We start from the raw sequence: 18,027 nt of genomic DNA, 5'->3' as shown, positions 1-18,027 counted from the left end.
GCGCCGCTTAGCCGCCCGAGGCCGGTTTATGCAACCGCCCGCAACAAGCGGTCCACCAGCCGGACACGTGCTGCCAGCAGATCGGCGCCCTTGCCGATCAGCAGGTCGCGCGCCAGGAAATGGCCGGTCAGGCGCAGGCCGGCGAGGATATCCTCCCAGTCCGCTGCGCCGCCTTCGGTGAGGAAGGGCGGCAGGACCAGCAGGCGATTTTCATAGCCCGTGGCACCGATCCGGCTCACCGCGATTCCGCTTTTGGGACTGACGAAGACGAGATCGTCCGTCGCGCCGGTCACCGCGCAACGTTCCAGATCGAGACCGAAGCCGAGTTCCGCGAGCAGCAGGAGTTCGTATCGCACCAGCGCGACCGCCCAGCCGCGCGCGGCCGGCGCCGCCTCGATCGCATCCAGCACCCCGCCCAGCGCGGCGTGGAGCCGGGGATAGGGCAGGCCTTCCGGAAGCGTCGCGGCGGTCAGCGCCGTCACCCAGGCCAGTGCGGCGGCAGGCAGCGCCTCGCCGAACAAGGGCGCACGACTGTGCAGCAATTCGACGGTGAGGCCTGCGAGTTGCTCCTCCGTCCGTGCCCGCCATTCGCCGAGGATCAGATTGGCGGGCTGCAGCACGGGGCGCAGGGCGCGGGACCGGCCGCCGCGGACATAGCCGGGCTGCACTCCGTCCTGCTCCGTCAGCGCCCGCACGATCGCGCCATGCTCGCCGTGGTTGCGAACGCTGAGCAGGATGGCGTCGGCGCGTAGATGCATCGCCGCGATGTAGGAGGTGCGCGGCGGAAAGGGAAATGCGGGGACGACGGACACGCCGCCCCCGCATGTGCCTCAGGCCATCGACGCGATGTCGATGACGAAGCGATACTTCACGTCACTCTTGAGCATGCGGGCATAGGCCGCCTCGATCTCGTCGGCGCGGATCATCTCGATGTCCGCGACGATGCCGTGCTCGGCGCAGAAATCGAGCATCTCCTGCGTCTCGGCGATGCCGCCGATCAGCGAGCCGGCGATCGACCGGCGCTTGAAGATCAGCGCCGCGACGTTGGGCGACGGGTGTGCATGCTCGGGCACGCCCACCAGCGTCAGCGTGCCGTCGCGCTTCAGCAGGGTGGTGAAGGCGTCGAGATTGTGGCTGGCGGCGACCGTATCGAGGATGAAGTCGAAGCTGTTCGCGTGCGCCGCCATCGCCTCGGCATCGCGCGAGACCACGACTTCGTCCGCCCCCAGCGCCAGCGCATCGGCGCGCTTGCTCTCCGAGGTGGTGAAGGCGACGACATGGGCGCCGAGCGCATGGGCGAGCTTCACGCCCATATGGCCGAGCCCGCCAATGCCGACGATGCCCACCTTCTGGCCCGGGCCGACCTTCCAGTGGCGCAGCGGCGACCAGGTGGTAATGCCGGCGCAGAGCAACGGCGCGACGGCGGCAAGCTGTTCCACGCCATGGCTGACCTTGAGCACGAACTTGTCGCTGACGACGATCCGCTCCGAATAGCCGCCGAGCGTGTGGCCGGGCGCATCCGGGGTCGGGCCGTTATAGGTGCCGACGAAGCCGTTCTCGCAATATTGCTCCAGCCCCTCGTCGCACGAGGCGCAATGCTGGCAGCTGTCGACCATGCATCCGACGCCGACCAGATCGCCGATCGCGAACTTGTCGACATGCGCCCCGACGGCCGTCACGCGGCCGACAATCTCGTGGCCGGGCACGCACGGATACAGCGTGCCTTCCCATTCGGAGCGGACCTGATGCAGGTCCGAATGGCAGACGCCGCAATAGGCGATGTCGATCTGCACGTCATGGGCGCCGGGTTCGCGGCGTTCGATGGCGATCGGCTCGAGCGGCTTGTCGGCGGCGTAGGCGCCATAGGCTTTGGTGGCCATGCGGAGTCCCCTTGGATGGTGAGTGAAGGCACAGGGCCGTGCGGCCCCTCCTGGGCACAGATGGTGCGGCAGCCTGCCCACGATTAGCCACTGGAACCTGCATGCAGTGCTGAATAGAATTCAGCAATGAATCGACAGCATTTGTCCGAGCTTGCCGCCTTCCTCGCCGTCGCCCGCCAACGCAGCTTCACCCGGGCCGCCGCGCAGAGCGGCGTCACACCGTCCGCACTCAGCCATGCGATGCGGGGCCTGGAGGAACGGCTGGGCCTGCGGCTGCTCCACCGCACCACCCGCAGCGTGAACCTCACCGAAGCGGGAGAGCGACTGTTCGCGACGCTCGCACCGCGGCTGGAGGAGATCGAAGCCGAGGTCGCCGCGCTGAGTGCGCTGCGCGAGAAGCCCGCAGGGCTGGTGCGGATCACCGCCGACGAACTGTCGTTGCAGACCCTGCTCTGGCCCCGCCTCGCGCCGATCCTGCGCGAGTTCCCGGACATTCGGGTCGAGGTCAACACCGACTATCGGCTGACCGACATCGTCGCCGAGCGGTTCGATGCGGGGGTGCGCTTCGGCGACATCATCGCCAAGGACATGGTGGCGGTGGCGATCGGGCCCGATGCCCGGATGCTGGCGGTCGCCTCCCCCGCCTATTACGATCGCGCGGGCAGGCCCGAGACGATCGAGAATCTCACCGCCCATGCCTGCCTCAACCTGCGCCTGCCGACCTATGGCGGGCTCTACGCCTGGGAGTTCGAGGAGGAGGGCCGGGAGCGCAAGGTCCGGGTGGACGGCCCCCTCACCTTCTCCTCGGTCTTTCCGATCCTGCAGGCGGCGATCGACGGCTTCGGCATCGCCTGCCTCCCCGATGCGGTGGTGCAACCGCATCTGGCCAGCGGGGCGCTGGAGGCGGTGCTGACAAAATTCTCGCCACCCTTTGCCGGCTATCACCTCTACTACCCCAGCCGTCGCCAGCCGACGCCTGCCTTCGCGCTGCTGGTCGAACGGCTGCGCTGGCGGGGCTGACGCCGATGTGGCAGGCTGCGCCGGAAGGAACGCCGCGCGTTCTCAACGATCTACAGGGAGAGTTGCCGTGAAGTTTCTGCTCAGCGCCCTTGCGGCGGCCCCGCTGCTTGCCCTTGCCGGCCCTGCCTCTGCCCAGACGAGCGCGGACCCGACCGGCTTCGCGGGCGACAAGGCGGTTCGTGCGCAGCTCGAGGCCATGCTTGCGGAGATGAAGCCGGATCAGGGCTTTGCCTGGAAGCCGCTGGTCCGCGACGGCAGCAACATTGCCGCGATCGAGATCTGGAAGAAGCCCGGCAAGCCTGCGGTCCACCCCGATCAGGCCGAATATGCGATCGTGCTCGACGGGCGCGGCACACTCGTCTCGGGAGGCACCATGCCCGATCCGCAGACGCGCAACCCCACGCTGGTGGAAGGCAGCCGGATCGAGGGCGGCACCACCCGCGCGCTCGCCCCGGGGGACGTGATCCTCGTGCCTGCCGGCGTCCCGCACTGGTTCGGCATCACCGGCGAACGCCTGGTGCTGCTGGGCATCAAGCTGCCCAAGGGACAATGATCGCACCGCCCCCTCGGCAGCCGGAAAGCGCCGAGGGGTGGCGATCCGCCTGCTCTATCCCAGCAAGCCTTCCAGCATCCGCGCCATGTTGATGGCGGTATAGGGCTTCTGCAGCACCGGCACGCCGGCATGGTCGGCATCGAGCTGGAGCTGCTCGCCATAGCCGGTGGCGAACGCATAGGGCACGCCATCGGCGCGAAGGCGGTCCGCGATCGGCAGGCTGGTCTCGGTGCCGAGATTGACGTCGAGGATCGCCACGTCGAACCGCTCGGCGGCCATTTCCTCCATCGCGCCTGCGATGGAGGACGCGGTCACCACCCGTTCCGCACCCAGGCGCAGCAGGATGTCCTCCGCGTCCATCGCGATGATCAGACTGTCTTCCACCAGCAGCACCGGCCCCCGCAGTATCGGGCGGAGCTCGCTGGCGACGGGCGCGGCCACCGGTTCCTCGATGTCGCGCGCGTGCTTGGCGGCGGCATCGCCGTCGAGCACCACATGCCGTGCCGGAATGCAGAATTCCGCCTCCAGCCCGGTCAGCGGATAGCGGACCGTCGCCTTGCCACCCAGGTCATAGGGTACCGAGCGCTGGATGATGGTGGTGCCGAAGCCCTGCCGGGTCGGCGGCTGCACCGCGGGGCCGCCGCGTTCGCGCCATTCGATCCGGCAATCGCCTTCCGGATCGAGCCACCAGCGCACCGCTACCGTACCGCTGTCCGACAGCGCGCCATATTTGGCCGAGTTGGTCATCAGCTCGTGGAACACCAGCGCGAGCGTCGAGAAGGCGGCGGGGCGCAGCAGCACCATCGGGCCATCCTGCTCCAGCCGCCCCGAGCGTCCGCCGAGATAGGCGGCCGCCTCGGTGCGGAGCAGCCGCCCGAGCGGCGCGGGGCTCCAATTGTCCTCGGTGATCTGGTCGTGCGCGCGGGCCAGCGCCTCGATCCGCCCTTCGAGCATGCGGATATAGGTGGTGGTGTCGGTCCCCGGCGCCCGCGACTGGCGGACGAGCCCGCGGATCAGCCCCAGTATGTTGCGCACGCGGTGGTTCAGTTCGGCGATCAGCAGTTCCTGCCGTTCGGACGCCCGCTGCCGCTCCTCCTGCGCATCGTCGGACAGGCGCAGCACCACCTCGATCAGCGAGGCGCGCAGCACTTCGGCGACGCGCAGTTCCACCTCGGTGAACGGCAGCGACCGGCCGCGTACTTCCTGGCTCCAGGTCTCGAAGCTCTGGCGCGGGGTGAGGCGCGCCCCGTGCGGCCCGAATTCCACCGGCTTGTGCGGATCGCCGCCCCAATTGACCGTGCGCACCAGTTCCTGCCGGAACAGCATCACATAATCGCGCGGGGAGCGGCTGATCGGAATGGCGAGCAGCCCCGCGCCGACATCGGCATAGTCCTGCGCCTGCGGCAGCACGTCCGCGAGATGATCGGTCGCGAAGACCCGGCCTGCCGCCATCGCGTTGAGGCGTCGGGTGATGGAGGCGAAGGACGAGGGTGGCGGCGTGATGCCGCTGAACGCCACTTTCCCGCCGATCCAGATCGCGATGCCGTCGCATGGCACCACTTCGCGCAGCTTGCTGCCCAGCCATTCGGGATCGTCGAGCAGGCCGTGATCGCCGGCCACCGCGGCCAGCAGCCGATCGCTGGTCGCGCGCGCCGCGGCTTCATAGGCGGAGAGCTCCTTGCGCTCGCGGCTTTCCAGCTTCAGCGCGAACATCTGCCCGAACAGCTCGGCCATCGAGCGCCGCTCGAAGCCCGGGCAGCGGGGGCCGCCATAATGATGGCAGGCGAACAGACCCCAGAGCTTGCCCTCGACGATGATCGAGATCGACATCGAGGCGCGCACGCCCATGTTCTTGAGATATTCGATGTGAATCGGCGACACCGAGCGCAGCACCGACAGCGAAAGATCGAGCGGTGCGCCGAACTCGTCCCGCCCCGGGACGATCTTGACCGGTTCGGCATGGACATCCGCGATGATCCGGAACGGCGTGCGCAGATACAGCTTGCGCGCCTGCTGCGGAATGTCGCTGGCCGGATACCGCAGATCGAGGAAGCTGCCGATCCCGCTGCGCGCCGCTTCCGCCACGACGACACCCGATCCGTCGCGCTCGAAGCGGTACACCATCACCCGGTCGAAGCCGGTCAGCGCACGCACCTGGCGCGCACCCTCGCGGAAGAAGTCGGCGATCGTCTCCTTCTCGTCCAGCCGCCCCATCATCGCCCGCAGCGTGCTGGCCGCATCCCCGGCGGCATCCGAGGTGCAGGGCTCCCCCTCCACCACGATCGTGTCGCCGATCATGTGCAGCGCGAGGTCGTAGGTGCGCGCGCGGGTGCGCAACGCCTTGATGCCGAAGATCCGCTCCAGCGCATCGTCGCCACGAAGCAGCGTCAGCCGGTTGCGCAGCGCGTGGATCGCGTCGTCCTCGAGATAGTCGCTGACATGGGTGCCGAGCATTTCCTCGGCCGGCAGATCGAAATGCTGGTCGACATTGGTCGACGCGCGCTTGATCAGCCAGTCGCTGGAAAAGGCGATAAGAAAGCCGAAAGGCTGGATCGCCCCCAGCTGGTGGATGGGCTCCCGATCACAATTGGTCAGATCGACCTGAAAAACGCCGTCGTCCACTTAGACTACTTTCGCCAGCCACTTCGCGCCGGCGGCCTCAAACCGCCCGAAGGTCTGGTTGGCGGCGGTTACGGCAGTTTCCAATGTGTCTGGCTCATACAAGAGCGCATCCAGTTTTACCAGCAATTCCCGCCACATATGCGGGGGCTGCTGACTACCCAGATAGGCCCGCGGCCAGGTTTCCGGGATGCTGCGCGCGAGAAACCGCCCGCCGAGGCGCGATCCTTCCAGCACGTAGAGCATGCCGGCCATGGCTGCCGTGGAGGCGACATCCTCTTCGGAGCCCGATTCCGGCATGTCGATGCCCAGCGCGTCGAGATCGACCTGGATGACACCCGCGCGGCGGCGTTGCGGCCAGTCTTCGGTGATGGCCTGCGCACCGTCGCGATCGAGCAGCGCCTCCACCGGGATCAGCGCTTCGGCGTGTGCGGCGAGCAACCCGGCATAATCGTCGCGCCGGGAAAGGTCGAAGCGGCCGAACAGGGCGTCGACCCGTGCATGCGCGGCGCCAGTGGCCTCCCGCAACCGAAGATGTGCGGTGTTCATGCGGGCAGGTTTTTCATGAGGCGGCGATCCACGGCAAGCAAAAACCGCCTCCCGTGGATCTGTTCCATTATGACCGCATCGGCCTTAAGTCAGGCCGCCCCGAAGACCCGCGCGAAGATCGTATCGACATGGCGGTAGTGGTAGCCGAGGTCGAACTTCTCTTCGATGACGTCCGGGCTAAGTGCCGCAGTGACTTCCGGATCGGCCTTGAGAAGTTCCATCAGCGACAGTTCGCCATCGGATTCCCACACCTTCATCGCGTTGCGCTGCACGAGGCGATAGGCATCCTCGCGGCTGACGCCGGCCTGGGTCAGCGCCAGCAGCACGCGCTGCGAGTGGACCAGCCCGCCCATGCGATCGAGATTCTTCTGCATGCGCACCGGATAGACCAGCAGCTTGTCGACCACCCCGGTGAGGCGGGCGAGCGCGAAGTCCAGCGTGATCGTGGCGTCCGGGCCGATATAGCGTTCGACCGAGGAGTGGCTGATGTCGCGCTCGTGCCACAGCGCCACATTCTCCAGCGCCGGGGTGACATAGCCGCGCACCATGCGGGCGAGGCCGGTGAGGTTCTCGGTCAGCACCGGGTTGCGCTTGTGCGGCATCGCCGAGCTGCCCTTCTGGCCCGGCGAGAAATACTCTTCCGCCTCCAGCACCTCGGTGCGCTGCAGGTGGCGGATCTCCACCGCGATACGCTCGATCGACGAGGCAATCACGCCCAGCGTCGCGAAGAACATCGCATGGCGGTCGCGCGGGATCACCTGAGTCGAGACCGGCTCGACCGACAGGCCGAGCTTCTCGGCGACATGCGCTTCCACGCGGGGATCGATATTGGCGAAGGTGCCGACCGCACCCGAGATCGCGCAGGTCGCGATGTCGGCGCGCGCGGCGAGCAGGCGCGCCTTGTTGCGCTGGAACTCGGCATGCGCCTCCGCCAGCTTCAGGCCGAAGGTGACCGGCTCGGCATGGATGCCGTGGCTGCGGCCGATCGTCGGCGTCATCTTGTGCTCGCGGGCGCGGCGCTCGAGCACCTCCAGCAGCGCGTCGATATCGGCCAGCAGCAGGTCGCTGGCGCGGGCCAGCTGCACCGCCAGGCAGGTGTCGAGCACGTCGGAGCTGGTCATGCCCTGGTGCATGAAGCGGGCTTCCTCGCCCACCTGCTCGGCCACCCAGGTGAGGAAGGCGATCACGTCATGCTTGGTTACCGCCTCGATCGCGTCGATCGCGGCGACGTCGATCGCTGGCTTGGTCGCCCACCAGTCCCACAGCGCCTTGGCGGCGCTCTGCGGCACCACGCCGAGGTCGGCGAGCGCCTGCGTGGCATGCGCCTCGATCTCGAACCAGATGGCGAGGCGCGTCTCGGGCGACCAGATGTCGGTCATCGCGGCGCGGGCATAACGGGGGACCATGGCGTTCCTTCGTGTACGAAAAGGGAGGAGCCCGGCAGCCCGGGCGGGTCGCGCCCGCGCCTAGCAAGAAGCGGCCGGAGCGGCAACCGAAGCTGCTGCCCGGCCGTTACCCGGCGCAAGGAGATAACCGCATGCTGACGCCCCTTATGCTCGCCGCCGCGCTGCAGCTTACCCCCGTGCCGCAGGACAAGCCGGTGCAACCGGCCGCGACCGGGCAATCGACGGCGCCGGGGGCCGAGCACGCGATGCCCGGCACCCAGCCAGCGCCCGATCCGTCGGTCCCAGCGGGCGCGAACCCGCCTCCGGCGGCGGACGCCAGCCAGCCGACGCCGAAGCCCGATCCCGCCAAACTCTCGGTCGAGGCGCAGTTCGCCCGGTACGACGCCAATGGCGACGGCAGTCTCGATCAGGCGGAGTTCGGCGAATGGCTGGTCGCGCTGCGGGTGGCCAAGGAGGCGGACTTCGATCGCGAGAAGGCGGAGGCGCGCGCCTGGGTACAGGACAGTTTCACCACCACCGACACCAATCGCGATCAGAAGGTCAGCCGCGAGGAGTGGACCCGCTTCCTTACGCCGATCGCGGGCTGACTTCGTCGTTGCGGGCGGCGGGCGCCCGGTTATGATGCACGCCATGGCGCAGCTGATCGATCGCTTTCAATCGTCCACCGCGGGATGGATCAAGGGCTCGTTCGCAGGATGGGCGACGGTCGTTTCATGCCTGGTAGGCGTCGGCTTCGTAATCCTTGCCATACGCTGGATCGGTAACAAGTCGACGCTGTACGAAGTGACCGAAGACCGGATCGTCCTCTATCGCGGCATCGTGCGCAAATCGATCGACGAGATCGAGCTGTACCGGGTGAAGGACGTCCGGCTCGATTATTCGATCTTCAACCAGATCTCGGGCATCGGCACGCTCACCATCACCTCGTCCGACGAGACCACGCGCGGCGGCCCGCTGGTGATCCGCGACGTCGCATATGCCCGCGAACGCCGCGAGAAACTGCGCGAGCTGGTCAGCAATGCCCGCCGCCTGCGCGGGGTGCGTGAAATCGACATGGTGCAGGAAGACCTGCGCGGCTGAGGGCCGACATTTTTCGCGGCGCCATGTCACATGGGCCAACGCTGCCTCGTCATGGCTGCAGTCTCCCCTCTCGAAGGAATTGCACCCATGACCACCCGCCTCGATCCGCACGCCACCCAGCCCGCGCTGATGAAGGCCTTTCTCGATTTTTCGCTGCTGGTCGCCCGGAGCGGCCTCGAGCATTCGCTGCTCGAGCTGGTGAAGCTGCGCGCCTCGCAGATCAACGCCTGCGCCAACTGCCTCAACATGCACAGCTTCGAGGCCCGCCGCGCCGGCGAGACCGAGCAGCGCATCGCCCTGCTGCCTGCCTGGGAGGAAGCGCCCTGCTACACGCCCCGCGAGCGGGCGGCGCTCGCCTGGGTCGATCACCTCACCCTGATCGCGACCAGGCGTGCGCCGCAGCCCGTCTATGACGCGCTCGCCGCCCAGTTCAGCGCGGAGGAGCAGGTGCAGCTGACACTGGCGATCACCGTGATCAATGGCTGGAACCGCATCGCCGTCGGCTTCGACATGTTCACCGCGGAGCTCGGCTGGAAGGCATGAGCGACGACGCCGCCACGTTCGATGCGCTGCGACCCGCGCTGCTGCGGGTCGCCTACCGCATGCTCGGCACGCTCGCCGATGCCGAGGACGTGGTGCAGGAGGCGTGGCTGCGCTGGACTGCCGCCGATCGCAGCGCGGTGGCGGTGCCGGAAGCCTTTCTCCGCCGCATCGTCACGCGGCTGTGCCTCGACCAGCTCAAATCGGCGCGGGCGCGGCGCGAGACCTATGTCGGCCCCTGGCTGCCGGATCCGGTGGTCGAACCCGACATGATCGAGGACGTGACCCTCCCGTTGCTGCTGGCGCTGGAGCGGCTCTCTCCGCTCGAGCGCGCGGCGTTCCTGCTCCACGACGTGTTCGACGAGAGCTTCGAGACGATCGCCGAAAGTCTCGGACGCGACGCCGCGGCATGCCGCCAGCTCGCCGCCCGTGCGCGGGCGCATGTGCGCGCCGAACGGCCGCGCTTCCCGGTCGAGCGGGCACATGGGATGGACATTGCCCAGGCCTTCTTCGCCGCCTCGCGCGGGGGCGATATCGCGGCACTCGGCGCGATGCTCGCGGCCGATGTCCGCCTGCATTCGGACGGCGGCGGCAAGCGTCCCGCGGCCGGGCGGGTGATGCGTGGAATGCGCGAGGTTACCCGCAGCTTCGCGGCAATCGCCCGGCTGATGCGCGGGCGGACCAGCGCCTTGCTGCGCTATGCCTATGTCAACGGGTTGCCGGGCTTCGTCACCCGCGAGCCCGACGGGCTCCTGCAGACGACCGCGCTCTTGATCGACGCGGGGAAGATCCGTGCCATCTATGTGGTGCGCAATCCGGACAAGCTGCGCCACCTCGACGGCCCGGCGCTGCACTGAAAAAAGGGAGCGCGACGCAAGGCCGCGCCCCCTGCCCGGCTCAGAAGCCGAACTTCACCGTTGCCAGCACCGTCGTGCCGGAATTGACGACATCGGACAGCGCCAGCGTATTGCGGCCGATGTGCGACCAGTAGGTATAGGCACCGAACAGGTTCGCCACCGAGACATCGGTGCGGATACCGCGACCGAAGTCATAGCCGGCGTGCAGGTCCACCGTCTGGATCGGGCGCACCCACAGATCGTCCCACTTCTTCAGCCCCAGCGCGCTGTAGGTGGAGATATACTCGCCGGTATAGTGGTAGATCACGTCGATGCTGAGCGGCCCCTTCTCCCAGAAGACCTGCGCGTCGCCCATGATCTCGGGCGCGTTCTGGATCCGCTTCTCGACGCCGCCGCCGATATCCACCTTGGTCCACTGGCGGGTGATGCTGCCGCCGATGCCCAGGCCGCCGAGCAGGCCCGGCGCCTCGACGAACTTCTTCCGGAACTGCGCTTCGAGGCCGTAGACGTCGCCCGATCCGCCGTTCTGCGGCATGATCGTGATGGTGGTGCCCACCGGCGTGGTCAGCCCGTTCACATAGCCGCTGCCATTGTCGTAGATGTAGTTGCGCAGCTTCTTGTAGAAGCCCCCCAGCATCACATAGCCGCCCGGCGCGATCTTCCACTCGCCCGAGAGATCGGCGTTGATCGCCTGGATCGGCTTGAGGTTCGGATTGCCCTGGGTGATCGTCACCCGGCCGTCGTCGCTCACGCTGTAGCGCGCACCGCCGCCCAGCTGGACGAAAGCGGGCCGCGTGTAGGACCAGAACAGCGAGCCGCGATAGACCGCGTCCGTGTTCGGGCGGTAGTTGACGAGCAGGCTGGGCAGCACCTCGTTATATTCGGTGCGGTTGCTCGACCAGCTGCCGGTCTTGCTGGTGTCGGTGGGCAGCAGCCAGAAGCGGTTGTGGATGGCCGTGTGCTCGTAGCGCAGCCCCGGAATGATCTCCGCGTCGCCAGCCTGCACATGGGCCATTGCATAGGCCGAGGCGACCGCCTCGGTGCCATGCTGCGTGTTGCAGTTCTGGTTGTCGGTGAAGCTGTAGCTGCTGTCGCAGCTGTCGAAGCTGCTCGCCGTTTGATATTTGTAGAAATATTCCTTGAGTTTGTCCTGGTTCACCTTGGGCAGGTTCCACCGGTACTTGCCGGGGAAGGCCTCGGCATATTCGCCATTGGTGATGCCCAGGCCGTCCCAGGTGAGGCCGCCCTGGCCGATCAGATTGGCGAGGTGATCGTTGGTCCAGTCGCGGTTGGTCACGTCGCGGGTGGAATCGGAGAACTTGCCGCCAAACTTGATCGAGCGCAGCGCCGAACCGTCGAACTCGCGCTCGACATCGACGCGGGCACCCCATTTGCGCTGCCCGGAGAACTGCTTGGTCAGCTGGCCCGCGCGACGGGCGAGCAGGCGCGTGCCGGCGTCGTTCAGATCGTTATAGATGTCGGTCGTGAGCAGCGGCTGGGGGAAGCCGTCCTGGTAGCTCATCGACAGGCCGCCGAGCGGGCGGTTCTTGCCGCTATTATACTTGTCCGACTGGTTGATGCGGGCCGAGGCCTCGATATGGTCGGGACGGTTGTTGTGTCCTTCGCTGTAGAAGAGCTGCGGCGAGACCTTCCACCCGCCGAACTGCTTCGAGCCGCCAAACGCCGCGGTGGCGAGCTTGGCGATTTCCGGATTGGTCTCGTACCAGACGCGGGTGGAGATCTGGTCGACGCTCAGGCCGTAGCGGCCACTGTTCGCCACCAGCTGGCTGTACGACTTGGACGCGGAGACATACTGGCTGAACGTCGAGTTCTGCGCCGTCTTGGCATAGCCATAGGTGCCGCGCAGATAGATCTGGGTGGTGTCGTCGGGGCGCCAGTCGAGCGAGGCGTTGCCGCCCCAGCGCGTCGTATCGCCCTGCGACACGCCGATGTTCACACCGGTCTGGGTGATGTTCTTCTGGGGATCGAGCGTCGCATCGGGCGTGCCCTTGGCATCGGTCGCGATCAGATAGGCCCAGCCGCCGTCATTCTGCGCGGCCATCACCCCGGCCATCTCGCTGTTGGCGAAGTGGCGCACGTCGTAATAGGCGCTGGCGTAGAGGCCGAAGCTTTCGTTCGCGCCGAACTTCTTGGAAAACTCCGCCGAGGCGCCGCCACCCAGGCCGCTGTCGCCATAGTCGCGGGCGCGGGTCTCGATCCGGCCCGATGCGGTGATTGCGAAGTGCATCGGCTTGGAGAAGTCATAGGCGGTCGGCGTGCGGAAATCGACGGTGCCGCCGATCGCGTCGCCGTCCATGTCGGCGGTCGAGACCTTGTTGAGCACGATGGTGTTCAGGCCCGACGGCGGCAACAGGCTCAGCTGCACCTGGCGGCTATAGGGCATCCCCTGCGCCACGTTCACGCCGTTCACCAGGTTGACGTTGTACTCGGCGTTGAGGCCGCGGATCGAGACGAACATGCCCTCGCCGCGCGAGGCGCCGTCGATGCCGCCGAAGAAGGACGAGCCGGTGTTCATCACGTTGACGCTGGGCATCAGCCCCAGCGCTTCGGCGACGTTGTGGACGGCGGTGTGCTGCAGATCCTCGTTCGACAAGACCGCGATCGGCTTGTCCGAGGCGAGCTGCACGTCGGTCGCCTGGGCGCGGGTGCCGACCACCACGATGTCGGCGGCGCCGTCGCTTGCCTGCGTGCTCTGCGCCTGCGCCGCGGCGGGCAGCAGGATGGCGAGCGATACGCCGGCGAGCAGCGCCAGCCTCTGGTTCCTGAACGTCATTGGTTTCCCTCCCTGGGTGGCGGGCCGGGTGGCCCGCTCCTGCGAGGTCAGACGCAGCGATTTTCGAGATTCCCCGGCGGAAAAATCATTTTTCTTCCGTCACGAAACCATCATCGAACATCGTCAGATGCGCTCGCTTCGCCCCGCCGAATCGGCGCCCTTCGGGCCCGTCGCGGAACTGCAACCCCTTCGTTCTAAGGACCCTCGCCATGGCTGCTGGAGCGTCGCGGATGAACAAGCGCAGGGGACTTGGGCGGCTGGAGCGCGCGTGCGAATCGCTCGCCTATGCGCCGGGCGATCCCGAGCCGCTGGAGGCGCATCGCTCGGCGCTGCGCAGCTATTTCCGCCGCCGGGTCGAGCGCCCCGAGGATGCCGAGGATTTCGTCCAGGACGTGTACTTGCGCGTGCTCGCCATGGGGCCGGAGGCGGAGAAAGTTCGCAGCTGGCGGGGATTTCTGCTTCAGGCTGCGTCTAACCTGCTGATCGACAAACATCGGCGGAGCGAGGCGCGGATGGAGAAGAACCATGTCGCCGTGGCCGAGGATCTGCTCGACCAGGGCACCAACGACCCCGAGCGCGTGCTGATCGGCCGGGACGAACTCCATGCGCTGTCCGAAGCGCTGAAGACGCTGTCGCCGGTGGCGCGCGACGCGTTCCTGCTGGTGCGCGTGGAAGGGCTGAGCCACCGCGACGCAGCCGCGCGGCTCGGCATCGAGACCAAGGCGGTGTCGCGCCACATCGAGCGCAGCCTGGCGCGGCTGGGCGCGATGCTCGCGGAGCCGGCCCGGTGACCGACGACGCGACGCTGGAGCTCGCCGCCCGCTGGCTGGAGCGCGCCCGCGCCGGGCTGACCGCGCAGGAACGCGCCGAGTTCCGCCGCTGGCTGGCCGAGCGCCCCGAACATGCCGCCGCGACCGATATGGTGGCACGCGCCTGGGAGGCGGCCCCTGCCGCTGCGGCACTGGGCGGCTTCAGCGCGCCCGCTCCGACCGCGGCAGCGACCGAGCCCCGCGCCGTCCGTACCATGCCGCTGCGCCCGCTGGCCTGGGGCGGCGGGCTGGCGGGAGCGGCCCTCGCCGCACTGGCGGTGTTCTGGGCCGGCCAGCCGGTGACGACCCGCTATGCCACCGGCGCAGGCGAGCGCCGTCAGATCGCCCTTGCCGACGGCTCGCAGGTCTGGCTCGCCCCCGGCACCCGCCTCACTGCGCGGATCGGCTGGTTCAGCCGCCACAGCACGATCGAGGCGGGCGAGGCCGCCTTCGACGTGGTCCATCAGCTGCGCGACTTCAGTGTCGAGGCGGGGCCGATGACGGTCGTCGATCGCGGCACGCTGTTCGCCGTTCGCGTTCGGGAAGGCGCAACGCCGCGTGTGGTGCTCGCTCGCGGCGCAATCGCCGTGCATGACCGCGCGACCAACGCCCTGCTCGCCGAGCCCGCGCCCGGCGAAGCGGTGGAGCTGGCCGGCACCCGCGCCGTGACCCGTCCGGTCGATGCCGAGGCGCTGCTCTCGTGGCGCGACGGGCGGCTGACCTTTGCCGATACGCCGCTCCGCGACGCCCTCGTCGCCTTCGGTGAGCAGGGCCAGACGATCCGCCTCGGCGATCCGGCGCTCGCCACGCTGCGGATCAGCGGCGCCTATGCGATCGGCGACGTCGAATCCTTCCTGAGCGCGCTGGCGAGCATCCACCCGGTGCGCTGGACGCGCGTCGCGGGCGGCTACGCGATCGAACGACGCTGAGGCGGGCGGCGGGCCATGCACCGCGCTTTCCGTTCCCCGTGCCTGCCCGTCGCGCTGATCGCCGCCGCGACGCTGGTGGCGCCTGCGCCGGCCTGGTCCCAGCGCCGGATCGTCATCGCCGCGCAGCCGCTCGACCGCGCGCTGCTGGCGCTCGCCCGCCAATCGGGCCGCAACATCCTGTTCGCGCCGGATAGCGTCACCGGCATGGTCGCGCGGCCGGTGGATGCAGCGGACTTTGACGGCGCGCTCGCGCAGATGCTCGCGGGCCTGCCGGTGCGCGTGGTGCGCCAGACCGCCGGCGTGTCGATCGCCCGCGCGGCGCGTCGGCCGGTCTTCCGCCGTCGGCCCGAGCGACGGGCTGCCGCGCCGCCGCCGAGCAACGCGCCCGCAGAAGCGACGATCTACGTAACCGGCATCCGCCCTTCCCAAGCGCCCGAGCCCGGCCTGCCGCGCGCCACGGTGGCGGACACGGACGTGCTGACCGGCGACCGCCCCTCGCCGGTCGATCGCAATCTGGCGGAGGCGCTGGCGCGGATGCCCGGCGTGCTCACCCGCACCACCAATCTGCAGGGCGACCTTGGCGGGATCGACCGCGCGGCGCGGGCGGACGGCCAGTTCACTGCGATCCGCGGGCTTTCCGGCGCCTATAGCCTGGTGACGATCGACGGCGTCGCGATGCCGCAGGCGCTGCCCTATGGCCGCGACGCGCAGATGGGCCTGCTGCCCGCCTTCGGCTTCGGCGCCGTGCGGCTGATCAAGACGCCCGGACCCGAACGCGCCGGGGATGCGACCGGCGCAGTGATCGACGTCCAGACCCCCTCGGCCTTCGATCCCGGCGCACCGGTGCTGAAGCTGGTGGCGATCGGCGGGATCGACGGCAGCGCGCTCGGCTATCACCAGCCCGCCGGCTATGGGCAGGTCGGGCTGCGCGCCGCGCGCCGCTTCGACGACGATCGCTGGGGCGTGGCGTTCGGGGTGCAGGCGGGTCGCCGCGCCTTCGCCAACAGCCAGCAGACCTATCAGCAGGGCTCGATCGAGTTCCGTCAGGTCACGGCTACCGGCCGCACGCCGACGGGGCTGGACCCGGCCGCCAACCTGCTGCTTGCCAGCGTCAACGCGCAGTTCACCCGCGGCGAAAGCCGCAGCGCCAGCGGGATGGCGGCGCTCGACTTCAAGCCAAGCCCGGCGCTGCACGTCTACGCCCGGCTGAGCGCCGCCGAAAGCGCGACCGATCAGGACATCTACCAGCTCGGCTTCCAGGGCGGCGGCAGCGCGGCGGACATCACCCGAACGGCGCGCGGCGACGGCACCTACAATCTCGCCAGCACCCGCGGCGCACTGCATTACTGGTACCAGACCAACCCGGAGCGCACCCATTTCGCGCTCGCCCAGATCGGAACCGTCGCGCAGATCGGCACCTCGGAGGTGCGCGCGCGGGCGCATTGGGGAATCGGCGTCGTCAGCCGACCCGACCATATCGAGACCTCCTACTGGGATTCGATCGGCACCGCACTGCCCGGCGGCGTGCAGCTGGCGGATCGCGGCGGTTATCCGGTCCCGCAGCTCAGCGCAGCCGATGCCGCGCTCGCCGCAAAGGTGCTCGACTATCCGGTGCATCGCTTCGCCCAGAAGCGCGACCAGCGCAGCGACGACCGCCGGCTCGGCGGCGCGCTCGCGCTCACCCGCCGCTTCGGCGAAGCGCCGTTCGACCGGCTCGAACTGGGCCTCGGCATCGATCGCTCGCGCCGGTCCAACCGGCAGGTGGATGTCGACTATGGCCTGGGCAGGGACGGCGAGACGCTGGCGGCCAGCGGGCTGGTGCAGGGCGACATCGCGGCGATCCTGCCGGGCGTCTATGCGTATCGCCTGCCGCTGATCGACGGCAGCCGCCTGCGGGCCCGCATCGGCGCGGCAACTCCGCCGCCCCTGACCCCGGATATTCTGAATGGCTCGAGCCTGGACACCACCGAGACCATCGCCACCGGCTACACGCGGCTGGTCGCCAGCGTAGGGCCGGTGACGATCACCGCCGGGCTGCGCGGCGAACATGCGCTGCTGCAGACCGACTATTGGCTATCGGGCAACAGCGGCGTGCCAGCGAATGGCATCGGCTATGGCTGGAACCGCAGCCGCAGCCGCTTCACCGCGCTACTGCCCGGCCTGGACCTGCGCTGGCGCAGCGGGCTCCGCGCCACGTTGTGGACCAGTTATACGCGCCCCTCGCCCGCCCAGCTCGCCGGCAGCGCGACGGTCGAGACCACCGATACCGGCGCGCTGCGCATCACCCGCGGCAACCCCGATCTGCGCGCGGTACGGGCAGTCAATCTGGACGTCGGGCGGGAATGGCGCGGGCGGCGTGGGACGACGCTCAGCCTGACGGCGTTCGCCAAGCGGCTGACCCACTATCTCTACGATGCCGGCGGCGACTATGCCAACGCGCAAGGCGCTGCCGGCGATGCCGGCGTCACCGTGATCCAGCCGCGCAACGGCGGCACTGCGCACCTGCTGGGGCTGGAGGCGAGCAGCGTGCTGCCGCTGGCGCCGAGGCTGACGCTCGCCGCGCAGGCGACGCTGCTGCGCGGCCGGGTGCGGCTGCGCCACCCCGATCTCGCGGCGATCGAGCATCTCCAATATGCGCCCGACTATAACCTCTCCGCCGAGCTTCGGTATCGTCGCGGCGGCTGGGAGGCGACATTGCTCGGCCGCTGGACCGGCGCCTATGTCCAGCAATATGGCCTGCTCGGCACCTCGTCGTCGGGCTATTCGGTGCTGGCGAGCACCGCGCTCGACCAGTGGGTGCGCCCCGCCCGACAGGTCGATGCCAGCCTTGCCCATGCGATCGGCGGTCGGGCGAACCTGCGGCTGTTCGCCCGGAACCTGCTGGCCGATGCCGCCTATCGCAGCACCATCGGCCGGCATAGCGACACGGTGCCGCAGACCGTGTCCACCGGCCGACTGATCGGGCTCGCGATCGACTGGCGGCGCTGAGGC

At 68.7% G+C, this 18,027-nt stretch carries 15 protein-coding genes; 9 read left to right on the top strand and 6 right to left on the bottom strand.

From position 1 onward, the window contains the following. Nucleotides 1-26 precede the first annotated feature (26 nt). Nucleotides 27-758 (bottom strand): DNA repair protein RecO, encoded by a 732-nt coding sequence (gene recO / locus OIM94_RS16700; RefSeq protein WP_264607803.1) that lies wholly within the window; start codon nt 756-758, stop codon nt 27-29. Between the two features lie 72 nt (nt 759-830). After that, entirely contained in the window at nt 831-1,880 is a 1,050-nt protein-coding gene (locus tag OIM94_RS16695; protein WP_264607802.1) for an NAD(P)-dependent alcohol dehydrogenase, read from the bottom strand. A gap of 126 nt (nt 1,881-2,006) precedes the next feature. On the opposite strand from OIM94_RS16695, the gene OIM94_RS16690 reads away from it, so the two are divergent. Continuing rightward, a complete protein-coding gene (locus OIM94_RS16690; RefSeq protein ID WP_264607801.1) occupies nt 2,007-2,900 on the top strand; it encodes a LysR family transcriptional regulator in 894 nt (297 codons plus the stop codon). 67 nt (nt 2,901-2,967) lie between these two features. Next, entirely contained in the window at nt 2,968-3,453 is a 486-nt protein-coding gene (locus OIM94_RS16685; protein ID WP_264607800.1) for a cupin domain-containing protein, read from the top strand. Between the two features lie 54 nt (nt 3,454-3,507). Here OIM94_RS16685 and OIM94_RS16680 read toward each other — a convergent pair whose 3' ends face one another. The 3 genes from OIM94_RS16680 to purB form a co-directional block, all read right to left on the bottom strand. Beyond that, a complete protein-coding gene (locus OIM94_RS16680; RefSeq protein WP_264607799.1) occupies nt 3,508-6,075 on the bottom strand; it encodes an HWE histidine kinase domain-containing protein in 2,568 nt (855 codons plus the stop codon). Beyond that, nucleotides 6,076-6,621, bottom strand: a complete 546-nt coding sequence (locus OIM94_RS16675) for a biliverdin-producing heme oxygenase (protein ID WP_264607798.1) — start codon at nt 6,619-6,621, stop codon at nt 6,076-6,078. A gap of 89 nt (nt 6,622-6,710) precedes the next feature. Next, a complete protein-coding gene (gene purB / locus OIM94_RS16670) occupies nt 6,711-8,027 on the bottom strand; it encodes an adenylosuccinate lyase (protein ID WP_264607797.1) in 1,317 nt (438 codons plus the stop codon). Between the two features lie 131 nt (nt 8,028-8,158). On the opposite strand from purB, the gene OIM94_RS16665 reads away from it, so the two are divergent. The 4 genes from OIM94_RS16665 to OIM94_RS16650 all read left to right on the top strand — a co-directional run bounded on the left by OIM94_RS16665 (nt 8,159) and on the right by OIM94_RS16650 (nt 10,504). Beyond that, nucleotides 8,159-8,614 carry an EF-hand domain-containing protein gene (locus OIM94_RS16665; RefSeq protein ID WP_264607796.1) on the top strand — a complete coding sequence of 152 codons (456 nt, stop codon included), beginning with the start codon at nt 8,159-8,161 and terminating at the stop codon, nt 8,612-8,614. Between the two features lie 43 nt (nt 8,615-8,657). Then, the gene (locus tag OIM94_RS16660) at nt 8,658-9,107 is read left to right on the top strand and encodes a PH domain-containing protein (protein ID WP_264607795.1); all 450 of its coding nucleotides are present in this window, start codon (nt 8,658-8,660) and stop codon (nt 9,105-9,107) included. An 87-nt stretch (nt 9,108-9,194) separates the two neighbouring features. Continuing rightward, nucleotides 9,195-9,650: a carboxymuconolactone decarboxylase family protein gene (locus tag OIM94_RS16655; RefSeq protein ID WP_264607794.1), complete on the top strand. Its 456-nt coding sequence runs from the start codon at nt 9,195-9,197 to the stop codon at nt 9,648-9,650. After that, nucleotides 9,647-10,504, top strand: coding sequence for a sigma-70 family RNA polymerase sigma factor (locus OIM94_RS16650; protein ID WP_264607793.1), 858 nt, complete (start codon nt 9,647-9,649; stop codon nt 10,502-10,504). Before OIM94_RS16655 ends, OIM94_RS16650 begins: the two co-directional genes overlap by 4 nt. Before the next feature lie 40 nt (nt 10,505-10,544). Here OIM94_RS16650 and OIM94_RS16645 read toward each other — a convergent pair whose 3' ends face one another. Then, entirely contained in the window at nt 10,545-13,298 is a 2,754-nt protein-coding gene (locus OIM94_RS16645) for a TonB-dependent receptor (protein WP_264607792.1), read from the bottom strand. A gap of 230 nt (nt 13,299-13,528) precedes the next feature. On the opposite strand from OIM94_RS16645, the gene OIM94_RS16640 reads away from it, so the two are divergent. From OIM94_RS16640 to OIM94_RS16630, 3 genes are read left to right on the top strand one after another with little or no spacing between them, the layout of a single operon-like run. Continuing rightward, nucleotides 13,529-14,089: an RNA polymerase sigma factor gene (locus OIM94_RS16640; RefSeq protein ID WP_264607791.1), complete on the top strand. Its 561-nt coding sequence runs from the start codon at nt 13,529-13,531 to the stop codon at nt 14,087-14,089. After that, nucleotides 14,086-15,036 carry a FecR family protein gene (locus OIM94_RS16635; RefSeq protein WP_264607790.1) on the top strand — a complete coding sequence of 317 codons (951 nt, stop codon included), beginning with the start codon at nt 14,086-14,088 and terminating at the stop codon, nt 15,034-15,036. Before OIM94_RS16640 ends, OIM94_RS16635 begins: the two co-directional genes overlap by 4 nt. Nucleotides 15,037-15,051: 15 nt before the next feature. After that, nucleotides 15,052-18,024, top strand: a complete 2,973-nt coding sequence (locus OIM94_RS16630; protein WP_264607789.1) for a TonB-dependent receptor — start codon at nt 15,052-15,054, stop codon at nt 18,022-18,024. Nucleotides 18,025-18,027 lie beyond the last annotated feature (3 nt).

Origin of the sequence: Sphingomonas sp. R1 (assembly GCF_025960285.1) — a bacterium.
Classification (GTDB): domain Bacteria; phylum Pseudomonadota; class Alphaproteobacteria; order Sphingomonadales; family Sphingomonadaceae; genus Sphingomonas.
The sequence above is the reverse complement of the archived record's forward strand: the minus strand, read 5'-3'. Positions and strand labels throughout refer to the sequence as shown.